The organism is Agromyces molybdatiresistens, assembly GCF_052748445.2.
Genome location: NZ_CM188258.1, coordinates 3,028,775 through 3,038,537, shown reverse-complemented (window position 1 = coordinate 3,038,537; position 9,763 = coordinate 3,028,775). Strand labels below are relative to the sequence as shown.

Here is a 9,763-nt window from a genome sequence, read left to right as displayed (position 1 = left end):
GACTAGGGCCGGCCCCCGACATCCGCCGGGACATCCGCCGCCGTGGCCGGGGCGGGCCCTGGGGCATCCGTCACCGCCCGCACCGACGCCGCGGGCGCGAGAGAGTCATCGACGGGGAACCGGGCCTCGAGCGACGCCAGTACGGCGGGCCGGAAGGCGTCGGCCCACACCTGGTACCCGTGGTCGTTGGGGTGGAACCAGTCGTTCGCGAAGTGCGTGAAGATGCGCCGCCACCCGCGGACCCGGGTCTCGCGGTGGAGGCGCACGACCTCGAGGCCGCGCTCGGCGGCCACGCGCCGGAGGATGAGGTTCGCGACCGCCACCTTCCGCTCGTTGTGCGGGAAGTAGAAGAACGGCAGGTCGGCCACGAGCGCGTGCGACGGGACCGCGGCGAAGATCTCGCGGAGATTCCGCTCGAAGGCCTCCTGATCCCACTTCGCGATGTCGTTCGCGCCGATCGAGACGGTCATCACGTCGGGTCGGAACTTCGCGAGCTTCGGCAGCTGGTCCTGCACCGCCAGCGAGGTCGTCGCGCCGGAGACGCTGAGGTTCACGACCCTGACGGTCCGCCCCGTCGTGTCGCGCATGAGCCGTGCGAGCAGGCCCACGTAGCTGTGATCGGGGCGGCTCGCTCCGATGCCCTGCGCCGCGCTGTCGCCGAGCGCGACGTAGAGGATCTCGCCGCGGACCTTGGCGTGATCGCGCCACCACTTCGAGTGCACCGGCAGGGTCTCGTTCAGGATGAGGCTGTTCTCGGTGATCCGCGCCCGGAAGCGCCGCCACGTCGCGCGCACGGCGAGCGCCACTCCCGCGATGAGCGCGATCGGCACGAGCGCAGCGATGACGGATGCCGCGGGCGGACGTTCGTCGACCATGGCGCGACGCTATGGCCGGTGTCTGAACGGGCGCTGAACGAGGACCGAGCGGGCGGAACCGTCGCGGCCGGGCGGGGACCGCCGCGACATCCGCTCGTTTTGGCACCTCGCGCCGGGGCCGCTATCATCGATCTCGGTACCGTGTCCGAGCGGCCGAAGGTGCAACTCTCGAAAAGTTGTGTGCGTGAAAGCGCACCGTGGGTTCAAATCCCACCGGTACCGCCGACCGAACGCCCCGCATCCGAGTGATGCGGGGCGTTCGTCGTTCCGGCCCGGAGTGCGCTCCGCCGGCCTCACCACCCGCTCCGCGTGGGCGTGTGCCCCTCGCGCGCCTCGTCCGGCATCGGCATCTCGGCGCGGAGGCCGAGCAGGCGGACGGCGCGGCCGGTGTCGCGTTTCGCTGCGAGGTCGAGCACGTGCGCGAGGACCTCGTCGTGGTCGCTGGTCGGCGGTCGCACGCGGCGGCTGAAGGTCTTCGTCGTGAACGGCACGTAGCGCACCTTGAGCGTCAGCCCGATCACGGGCCGGCCCTCGGCGGCGACGTCGTCGAGCACGTGCGCGACCAGCTCGCGCAGGGCGGCCTCGACCTCGGCGGGTTCCGTGAGGTCCTGCTGGTACGTCGTCTCGCGGCTGTGGCCGCGTGCGACCCAAGGGGTGTCGTCGACCACGCGCGAGCCCTCGCCCCGGCCGACGAGTCGGTACCAGGGACCCATGCGCGGGCCGAACTCCCCGACGAGCACGTCGAGATCGGCGCCGGCGAGCTGCGCCACGGTCTCGATGCCGTGCGCGGCGAGCCGCCGGGCGACGCGAGAGCCGACACCCCACAGGGCGGTGACCGGCCGCTCGCCCATGACCGGCATCCAGTTGGCGGCGGTGAGCCGGAACACGCCCTGCGGCTTGCCGAACCCGGTCGCGACCTTCGCTCGCAGCAGCGTGTCGCCGATGCCGACGCTGCAGTGCAGGCCGGTGCTCTCGAGCACCTCGCGTTGGAGGTCGCGAGCGGTCGCCTCGGGGAAGGCGGCGGTCACCCCGACGAACGCCTCGTCCCAGCCGAGCACCTGCACGACGGCGCCCGGGTGCCCGCGAAGCGTCTCCATGACCCGCGCGGATGCCGCGGTGTAGGCGCCGGCGTCGACCGGGAGGATCACGGCGTCGGGCGCCTTCCGGGCGGCGATGCGCAGCGGCATCCCCGACCCGACGCCGAACTCGCGCGCCTCGTACGACGCGGTGGAGACCACGGCGCGCTCGGTCGGGTCGCCGCGTCCGCCCACGATCACCGGCCGGCCCGCGAGTTCCGGATGCCGCAGCACCTCGACCGCGGCGATGAACTGGTCGAGGTCGACGTGCAGCACCCAGGCGTCGGTGCGTTGCCCCATGCGGCCAGACTCCACGGCGCGCGAGCGTCGCGCAAGCGACCCGCGGGCGCGCACGCCACGCTCGCCTCGGCTCGCGCGGGATACCGCCCCGGAACACACCCGTGCAACCTCTTGCACTCAGGAAGCATTCAGGAGGACAGTTGGCACCAAACGGAAGGAGAATCGATGAGTTTCCTCGCATTCCTGCTCCTCGGCCTCATCGCCGGAGCGATCGCCAAGCTGATCCTGCCCGGCAAGCAGGGCGGCGGCTGGTTCATCACCCTCCTGCTCGGCGTCATCGGCGCCCTGCTCGGCGGGTGGCTCGGCAGCGTGCTCTTCGGGGTCGGCCTGGAGGAGTTCTGGGACCTCAGCACGTGGCTGCTCGCCATCGGCGGTGCCATCGTCGTGCTGCTGATCTACGGACTCATCGTCGGTCGACGCAAGACCGCCTGATCCACGAAGCTCCACCCGAACGGCCCGGTCGACCTCGCGTCGGCCGGGCCGTCGGCCGTCCGGGCCCGTTGCGGCGTCCGGGCCCGATCGCCCACTCGGAACGAGTGCTCAGGCTGCGGCGCGCGCCTCGGCGAGCTCGACGAAGCGACGCAGCATGCGCTGCGGTTCGGTGACGGATGCCGCGCGCACGCGCTCGCTGAGGGCGTCGAGCTCGTGCGCCGGGAAGTACCCGTGGTGCCGGTACACGCCCGCCCGGGCGATGAAGTCGGCCGCGGAGACCTCGGGGTGGAACTGCGTCGCGTACACGTTCGCGCCGACCCGGTACACCTGCACCGGGCAGCCCGCGGAGCGGGCGAGGTGCACGGCGCCGTCGGGCAGGCGGCTCGTCGCCTCCTTGTGGCCGACGAGGGCGTCGAAGCGGGCGGGCAGGCCCGCGAGCAGCGGGTCGGTCCGGCCGGTGTCCGTGAGCGTGATCTCGACGGGCGCCGCCTCCTCGCCGTGGAGCGTCCCCACCTCGCCGCCGAGCACGCGGGTCAGGATCCCGATGCCGTAGCAGGTGAAGAGGACCGGATGGTCGGTGGCGACCGCGCGTTCGGCGAGGCGTGCCAGGTCGGCCTCGACGCGGAGCTGCGTCGCGTGCTTGCCGTCCTCGGCCGTCGTCACGTTGTACGGGCTGCCGCCGACGATGATCCCCGAGTAGCGACGCGGGTCGAGGTCGCCGATCGACTCGACGTCGAGCCGGATGTGGTCGAGCCGGCCGGCGTCGAGCCCGGAGGCGCGGCGCACGGACTCGTACTCGGGGCCGACCGCCTCGATCTCGGGTCGCGCGGACAGGAAGAGGAAGTCGTTCGGCAGGGTCATCGGCGCTTCCCGCCCTTCTTCCGGGCCTGGCCCCCGGTGCGTCGGCCGCCGCCCGAGCCGCCTCCGCGGCCGCGGGTGCGCACGGGCCGACCCGACGCGGCTCGACCGCGCGGACCTCCGTCGCGTCGTTCGGTACGCGCGTCGCGAGCATCGTCGGCCTCGGCCGGCGCGCCGCTCCGCGAGCTCCGCGCCGTCCGGCCGCGGACCACGCCCACGAACTCCTGGATGTCGTCGTCGTCGCGCTCGACGCGCCACACCAGCGCGATGCGCGTGGCCGCGGCATCCGTCACCGGGACCGCGACGACGTCGCGGCGGTGGTGCAGCCGTGCGACGCCGTGCGGGAGCATCGCCCACCCCGTGCCCGCCGCGACGAGTTCGACGGTCATCGCGGGGTCCGCCTGCTCGGGCGCCCGCGGTTCGTCGGCGAGGTCGGCGAGCACGAGCCCCTCGGCGTCGGCGAACGCGTGGTCCTTGGGGAGCACGGCGACCGCGATCTCCTCCCAGAGCGGGATGACGTGCAGGCCCTCCTCCTCGACGGGCAGGCGCACGAACGCGAGGTCGGCCTCGCCCGCGTGCACGTCGGCGAGCTGCTCGGGCTCATCGACCCGCGTCGCCTCGAGCGGCAGGTCGGGCCGTCGTTCCGCCCACGCACGGAGCCACTTCGCAGGGCTCACCCCCGCGACGTACCTCAGCCGCAGCGACACGTCCGTCCTCATTCCCGCCGCGCGCGCGGCGCTCTCAGGGTAACGCGGGGCGACCCGGTCAACCGGTCCGATGCGCGCCGAGCCGCCGACGCGACTAGCGTGGAGGGGTGAACGCCGACAAGCCCCGCCAGTCCCAGTCGATGAAGCCGGAGACGGCGGCCAAGAAGCTCGGCGTCCTGCTCGACGCGACGCCCGAGGAGTTCCGTTCCTCATCCGTCACGCGCGACCAGCTCGCCGCACTGCAGGCCGACCCGCCCGAATGGCTGGCGACCCTGCGCCGCGAGGGCCCGCACCCGCGGACCGTCGTCGCCGCGAAGCTCGGCGTCTCGAACTCCGGTCTCGCCCGCGCGGGCATCAGCGACCCCCTCACGACCGCCGAGATCAAGGCGCTGCTCGAGGCGCCGCCCGCGTGGCTCGTCGAGGAGCGCGCCCGTCAGGCCGGCGTCCGCGCCGAGAAGCGCCGCATCGCCGAGCGCGACGCCGAGCGCTCGGCGCGCGGCGACGACGGTCGCGGTGGCGGTGGCGGCGGCTCGGGCGTCTGAGCCCAGCGCGCGCCGCGCTCCGAGCGGCGTTCAGGCCGCGTAGCGCGCCGCGAGGAACGCCCGCACATCGCCGATCTCGCGGTCGGACACGGAGTGGCCGAGCCCCTCGTACACGCGCTGGTCGAGCGACGCGTGCTCCGGCAGCCACTCCTGCGTGCGCACCACGGAGCTCGCCGGGATCACCTCGTCGGCCGTGCCGCGCCCCCAGAAGACGGGCGGCGCGAGCTCGGCCATCCGCTCGTCGCCCTCGCGCGCGCCCGGCAGCGCGAACCCGGCGAGGCTCACCGCGAACGCGAACCGGTCGGGTGCGCGCCGCAGCAGCTCGAGCGCCATGGCGCCGCCCTGCGAGAAGCCGAGCAGGCCCACGGAGGTCTCGCCGGGCGCGACCCGGTCGAGCCACTCGATGATCGCGGTCGTCGCCTCGTCGGCGCCGGTCATCGCGAACTCCTCGCCCTGCGCGAGCAGTGGGAACCAGGCGTGCCCGTAGCCGGTGGAGATCGGCGCGCGCAGCGACGCGATCGCCGGCTCGAGGGGCAGGTACGGGCTCAGCCCGAAGAGGTCGCCCTCGTGCGAGTTGTACCCGTGCAGGAGCACCAGGAGCGGTCGCCCCTCCCGGTCGGACGGCGAGGCCGACCACATCACCGCCTCGTCGTCGATCCGCATCCGGGCATCGTACCCCGGGGCACGTGGGGCAGAATCGACCCATGGCCGTACGCACTCCGGACCCGGACTGGAACCCCGACGACGAACCCGTCGTGCAGCCGCCCGCGAACCCGGGCTGGCTCTCCGACCTCGAGCTGGCCGAGATCCGCGGCCGGCTGCCGCTGCTCTACGTCGAGGCGGTGCCCGTGCGCGTCGACGGCGTCGGGCAGGTCACCGAGGTGGGCGTGCTCCTCCGCGCGAATGCGGTCGGCGAGATGACGCGCACGCTCGTCTCCGGCCGCGTCATGTACGGCGAGACCATCCGCGACGCGCTCTTCCGCCACCTCGAGAAGGACCTCGGGCCGATGGCGTTCCCGCTGCTGCCCGCGAGTCCGGTGCCCGCCACGGTCGCCGAGTACTTCCCGATGCCGGGCATCTCGCCGTTCACCGACGAGCGCCAGCACGCGGTCTCGCTCGCCTACGTCGTGCCCGTCACGGGCACCTGCGAACCCCGCCAGGACGCCCTCGAGGTCACCTGGGTCTCGCCGGCCGAGGCCGCGAGCGACGCGTTCTGCGCCGAGATGGAGGGCGGACGGGGCGTCCTGCTGCGTCGCGCGCTCGCCGCGTCCGGCGCGCTCGACTGAGCGGATGCCGCGGCGCCCTCCGGCACGCGGCGTCCCGCCCCACCGAGCGGCCGTGCGCGTCAGCGCACCATCCGCACCTCGTGGATGCTCTCGCCGAGGAACGGCTCGTCGTGCGAGGCGCCGTCGGCCGTGAAGCCGTTGCGCTCGTAGAAGTGGATCGCGTGCTCGTTCGCCGACGGCACCCAGAGGTAGACCGAGTCGTCGCCGACGGCGGCGTCGAACAGCTTCTGCCCGATGCCCATGCCGTGGTGCGAGTCGAGCAGGTGGATGAAGAAGAGCTCGCGCTCGCGGGGCGCGTCCGCGTCGCGCGCGGGCCCGGCTCCGGCGAACCCGACGATCTCGCTGTCGACGAGGGCGGCGACGTGCGTGAACTCCTCGCCCTGGCTCATCCAGTGCGTCCAGAGTTCCGCCATGCGGCGCGGGGAGAGGTTGGCGAGCGTCGCGGCGCTCACCAGCTGGTCGTAGTCCTCGTGCCAGCACTGCGCGTGGACCCGGCCCAGCGCCTCGGCGTCGGAATCGCGGATGGGACGGATGACGACATCGGCAGCGACCTCGGTGCTCATGCGGCACAGGCTAACCCGGGCCACCGTCGCGGGCGAAATCGGCGACGGCCCCGTCACCCTCCACGGGTGCGGGGCCGTCGACGGCGCGATCGGGGCTCAGCCCTGCGCGCGGCGGTTGGTCCGCGCGCTGCGGTTCGGCGAGACGAGGCTGCCGACGCGCAGGGGCTGCTTCTGCGATCCACGAGCGGATGTCGCGCGCTGCGCGCCCGTCGTCTGACCGCCGCGCGACTGGCCGCCGCCCTGCTTCGGCGCGTGCGCCTTCGCCTCGGCGGGGCGGCCCGAGCGGTCGCGGCGCGGCGCGGCGGGAGCGACGTCCGACTGGCCGCCGCGGCCGCGGCTGCGCCGGCCCTGGCCGGCCGGCTGGGCGACGCCGCCGGCGCGCTCCTCGCGCGCGGCGCGCTTGCGCTGCGCGTTCGCGCCCTGCGAGCGACCGCCGCCCTGCTGGGGCTTCGCGTCGCGCGGTGCGGGCTTGACGTACGGGGCGACCTGGCCGACGAGCTGCACGACCTCAGGCGAGGCCGGCGCAACGCGCTTCGGAGCGACGCGGATCTCCGCCTTCCGGAGGAGCTTGCCGAGGTCGTCCATCTGGCCGGGCAGGGCGATCGTCACGACGTCGCCCTCGCTGCCGGCGCGCGCGGTGCGGCCCGAGCGGTGCAGGTACGCCTTGTGCTCCATGGGCGGGTCGACGTGGATGACGAGCTCGATGTCGTCGACGTGCACGCCGCGCGCGGCGACATCCGTGGCCACCATGACCTTGACCGACCCGTCGCCGAAGGCGGCGAGGTTGCGATCGCGCTGCGGCTGCGAGAGGTTGCCGTGCAGGTCGACCGCGGGGATGCCCTGCTCGGTGAGCTTCTTCGCGAGCTTCTTCGCGTGGTGCTTCGTGCGCATGAAGAGGATGCGGCGGCCGGTGCCGGACGCGAGCGTCTTCACGAGCTCGTGCTTGGCGTCGGTGTCGGCGACCTCGAACACGTGGTGGGTCATCGCCGCGACCGGGGAGTGCGCCTCGTCGACCGAGTGGAGCACCTCGTTCTGCAGGTAGCGCTTCACGAGCCGGTCCACGCCGTTGTCGAGCGTCGCGGAGAACAGCAGGCGCTGCCCGCCCGCGGGGGTCTTGTCGAGGATGCGCGTGACGACCGGGAGGAAGCCCAGGTCGGCCATGTGGTCGGCCTCGTCGAGCACCGTGATCTCGACGGCGTCGAGCGTGACGAAGCCCTGCTTCATGAGGTCCTCGAGGCGACCGGGCGTGGCGACGACGATGTCGACGCCGGCACGGAGCGCGTCGACCTGGCGCTTCTGGTTGATGCCGCCGAAGATCGTCGTGACCTTCAGGTCGTACGCGGCGGCCAGCGGCTCGAACGTCTGCATGATCTGCGTCGCGAGCTCGCGGGTCGGTGCGAGCACGAGGCCGAGCGGCCGGCCCGCGCGGCGACGGCCGCCGGCCAGGGTCGTGCCGAGGCGCGCCACCATGGGCAGCGCGAACGCGATGGTCTTGCCCGAGCCGGTCTTGCCGCGCCCGAGCACGTCGCGTCCGGCGAGCGTGTCGGGCAGGGTGTCGGCCTGGATGGGGAAGGGCGTGGTCTTGCCGTCGGCGGCGAGGACCGCGACGAGGGGAGCGGGCACGCCGAGCGCGCCGAAGGTGATGTCGGTCAAGGGGGTCCGTTTCGGGATGGCACGGCCGGATGCGCCGGTGCACGAGGCGGCAGCGGCGGATGGACCCGGCGGTGGGTGGTGGCGAAGACGCCGGTCGGCGAATCCGTTCGCCGTATGAAGTCATCGGGCGAGAAGCCCGGAAGCGTGTCTACGACGCAGGCGGCGCGTTCGTCGCGCACGCCGCGGACCACCATAGCAGGCGCCGGCACCGCGAACCTGAGCGCGGACGCGCGACGGGTCAGCGCGGCATCCGCTCGCCGACCGGGACGGGCTCGCCCAGCGTATTGCCCTGGGGTGCGAGCGGGCACGACCACGACGGGTCGTACGCGCACGACGGGTTGTAGGCGAAGTTGAAGTCGACGACGAGGCTGTCGTCGTTGCCGCCCGAGCCGAGGTCGGCGCCCTTCGCGGTGTCGAGCACGTAGCGCCCGCCGCCGTACGTGCCGCCGGGGGCGCCGGCGAGGCCGTCCTTGACCGGAAGGAAGATGCCGCCGCCGTACGACGTCAGCCGCCAGACGTCGAGCGTGCCGAGGTAGGGGAGCCGCACCGTCCCGACGAGCGAGAACGGGATCTTCCCGTCGTTCGAGCTGTCGACCACCATCCGCTGCGGCTCGTCGGGACGGCGCACCTCGAGCTCGAACCGCCAGTCGGGGTCGTACGGCGCGATGTCCAGCCCGGTGAACCGCGCGCGGTCGTCGGGAAGCAGCGGCGACTGCGGATGCCCGCCGAACAGCTCGTCCCGCCCCGACCGCCACAGTTCGTGGCCCTGCGCCGGATCGTGGACGCTGAGGTGCCGCACGCCCGCGTAGAGCGAGAAGACGTGCCGTCGCCAGTCGGCGAGCTGCAGCGCGCCGAGGGAGGCGGTCACGGGGTGCTCCCGCGATCGGCGCGCGGCGCGGCGCCGGCGACCCCGGTCCGGCGTGCCTCGGCACGCGCCGCGTCCGCCGTGCCCGGCGGGTCGTACGCCCACGTCGGCGCGAGCTGACGCAGCCGCCGCCCGCGGTACTGCCAGAACGCCCACGTCGGGTACCAGTAGAGCGCGTCGAGCGCGCCCGCGCTCGCGCGGAGCTGGTCGCGGTACAGCGTCCGCCCGTCCGGGAGCGGCGAGATCGCCATGCGGTGGTCCCAGTGGCGGAAGGCCGCGAGCGGCCCGGTGACCGCGCCGCCCGAGTCGCGGAGCATCCGCACCCCGGAGGGCAGTCCGCCCGGGTAGGAGACGTCGACGTACTCCTCGCCGCTCGGCGCGATGCCGAACGCGAGCGAGCGCATCCGGTGCGGCCCCTCGGGCCACGTGGCCGGGAACCCCTCGGCCTCGAGCGACTCGAAGTCGAGCCACGGCGCGACGACCTCGCGAAGCACGGCCGGGCTGCGGATGGCGCGCCACGCGGCATCCGCATCGCAGTCGAGGGTCAGCTTCAGGAGCACCCGCATGGCACGACCCTAGGGGCCGACGGATGGCACGGCAAAGCCT

The 9,763-nt window shown here is 73.7% G+C and carries 12 protein-coding genes and 1 tRNA gene; 4 read left to right on the top strand and 9 right to left on the bottom strand.

Translation table 11 applies throughout. From position 1 onward, the window contains the following. Positions 1-2: 2 nt before the first annotated feature. Positions 3-875, bottom strand: a complete 873-nt coding sequence (locus ACULK2_RS14040) for an SGNH/GDSL hydrolase family protein (RefSeq protein ID WP_445968464.1) — start codon at positions 873-875, stop codon at positions 3-5. A 135-nt stretch (positions 876-1,010) separates the two neighbouring features. Between ACULK2_RS14040 and ACULK2_RS14035 the strand changes: the two genes are divergently transcribed. After that, a tRNA-Ser gene (locus ACULK2_RS14035) sits at positions 1,011-1,097 on the top strand. A 71-nt stretch (positions 1,098-1,168) separates the two neighbouring features. Here ACULK2_RS14035 and ACULK2_RS14030 read toward each other — a convergent pair. Beyond that, the gene (locus ACULK2_RS14030; RefSeq protein ID WP_445968463.1) at positions 1,169-2,251 is read right to left on the bottom strand and encodes a DNA polymerase IV; all 1,083 of its coding nucleotides are present in this window, start codon (positions 2,249-2,251) and stop codon (positions 1,169-1,171) included. A gap of 165 nt (positions 2,252-2,416) precedes the next feature. Here ACULK2_RS14030 and ACULK2_RS14025 point away from each other — a divergent pair, with 165 nt between their 5' ends. Next, positions 2,417-2,683, top strand: a complete 267-nt coding sequence (locus ACULK2_RS14025) for a GlsB/YeaQ/YmgE family stress response membrane protein (protein WP_445968462.1) — start codon at positions 2,417-2,419, stop codon at positions 2,681-2,683. Positions 2,684-2,791: 108 nt separating this feature from the next. Here ACULK2_RS14025 and ACULK2_RS14020 read toward each other — a convergent pair whose 3' ends face one another. Then, the gene (locus ACULK2_RS14020) at positions 2,792-3,544 is read right to left on the bottom strand and encodes a glutamine amidotransferase (RefSeq protein WP_445968461.1); all 753 of its coding nucleotides are present in this window, start codon (positions 3,542-3,544) and stop codon (positions 2,792-2,794) included. Next, on the bottom strand, positions 3,541-4,248 hold the full coding sequence (locus tag ACULK2_RS14015; protein ID WP_445968460.1) for a LysR family transcriptional regulator substrate-binding protein: 708 nt from the start codon (positions 4,246-4,248) through the stop codon (positions 3,541-3,543). The genes ACULK2_RS14020 and ACULK2_RS14015 overlap by 4 nt, the downstream gene beginning before the upstream one ends. A 140-nt stretch (positions 4,249-4,388) precedes the next feature. On the opposite strand from ACULK2_RS14015, the gene ACULK2_RS14010 reads away from it, so the two are divergent. Further along, complete coding sequence (locus ACULK2_RS14010) at positions 4,389-4,790, top strand: DUF5997 family protein (protein WP_445968646.1); 402 nt, start codon at positions 4,389-4,391, stop codon at positions 4,788-4,790. 30 nt (positions 4,791-4,820) lie between these two features. On the opposite strand, the gene ACULK2_RS14005 is transcribed toward ACULK2_RS14010, so the two are convergent. Continuing rightward, positions 4,821-5,453, bottom strand: a complete 633-nt coding sequence (locus ACULK2_RS14005) for an alpha/beta hydrolase (RefSeq protein WP_445968459.1) — start codon at positions 5,451-5,453, stop codon at positions 4,821-4,823. A gap of 41 nt (positions 5,454-5,494) precedes the next feature. Between ACULK2_RS14005 and ACULK2_RS14000 the strand changes: the two genes are divergently transcribed. Next, positions 5,495-6,076, top strand: coding sequence for an NUDIX hydrolase family protein (locus ACULK2_RS14000; protein WP_445968458.1), 582 nt, complete (start codon positions 5,495-5,497; stop codon positions 6,074-6,076). Positions 6,077-6,135: 59 nt separating this feature from the next. Here the strand turns inward: ACULK2_RS14000 and ACULK2_RS13995 are convergent, their stop codons facing one another. The 4 genes from ACULK2_RS13995 to ACULK2_RS13980 all read right to left on the bottom strand — a co-directional run bounded on the left by ACULK2_RS13995 (position 6,136) and on the right by ACULK2_RS13980 (position 9,723). After that, entirely contained in the window at positions 6,136-6,639 is a 504-nt protein-coding gene (locus tag ACULK2_RS13995; protein WP_445968457.1) for a GNAT family N-acetyltransferase, read from the bottom strand. Positions 6,640-6,735: 96 nt separating this feature from the next. Beyond that, positions 6,736-8,292, bottom strand: coding sequence for a DEAD/DEAH box helicase (locus tag ACULK2_RS13990; RefSeq protein ID WP_445968456.1), 1,557 nt, complete (start codon positions 8,290-8,292; stop codon positions 6,736-6,738). Between the two features lie 238 nt (positions 8,293-8,530). Further along, positions 8,531-9,160: a DUF1684 domain-containing protein gene (locus ACULK2_RS13985; RefSeq protein WP_445968455.1), complete on the bottom strand. Its 630-nt coding sequence runs from the start codon at positions 9,158-9,160 to the stop codon at positions 8,531-8,533. Further along, a complete protein-coding gene (locus ACULK2_RS13980; protein WP_445968454.1) occupies positions 9,157-9,723 on the bottom strand; it encodes a hypothetical protein in 567 nt (188 codons plus the stop codon). The genes ACULK2_RS13985 and ACULK2_RS13980 overlap by 4 nt, the downstream gene beginning before the upstream one ends. Positions 9,724-9,763: the final 40 nt, after the last annotated feature.

What these genes read in the sequence shown, in the direction of transcription:
- ACULK2_RS14030 (WP_445968463.1), bottom strand. Translation starts at nt 2,251, where the DNA reads ATGGGGCAACGCACCGACGCCTGGGTGCTGCACGTCGACCTCGACCAG.
- ACULK2_RS14020 (WP_445968461.1), bottom strand. Translation starts at nt 3,544, where the DNA reads ATGACCCTGCCGAACGACTTCCTCTTCCTGTCCGCGCGACCCGAGATC.
- ACULK2_RS13980 (WP_445968454.1), bottom strand. Translation starts at nt 9,723, where the DNA reads ATGCGGGTGCTCCTGAAGCTGACCCTCGACTGCGATGCGGATGCCGCG.
- ACULK2_RS14010 (WP_445968646.1), top strand. Translation starts at nt 4,389, where the DNA reads ATGAAGCCGGAGACGGCGGCCAAGAAGCTCGGCGTCCTGCTCGACGCG.
- ACULK2_RS14025 (WP_445968462.1), top strand. Translation starts at nt 2,417, where the DNA reads ATGAGTTTCCTCGCATTCCTGCTCCTCGGCCTCATCGCCGGAGCGATC.
- ACULK2_RS13995 (WP_445968457.1), bottom strand. Translation starts at nt 6,639, where the DNA reads ATGAGCACCGAGGTCGCTGCCGATGTCGTCATCCGTCCCATCCGCGAT.
- ACULK2_RS14000 (WP_445968458.1), top strand. Translation starts at nt 5,495, where the DNA reads ATGGCCGTACGCACTCCGGACCCGGACTGGAACCCCGACGACGAACCC.
- ACULK2_RS14040 (WP_445968464.1), bottom strand. Translation starts at nt 875, where the DNA reads ATGGTCGACGAACGTCCGCCCGCGGCATCCGTCATCGCTGCGCTCGTG.
- ACULK2_RS14005 (WP_445968459.1), bottom strand. Translation starts at nt 5,453, where the DNA reads ATGCGGATCGACGACGAGGCGGTGATGTGGTCGGCCTCGCCGTCCGAC.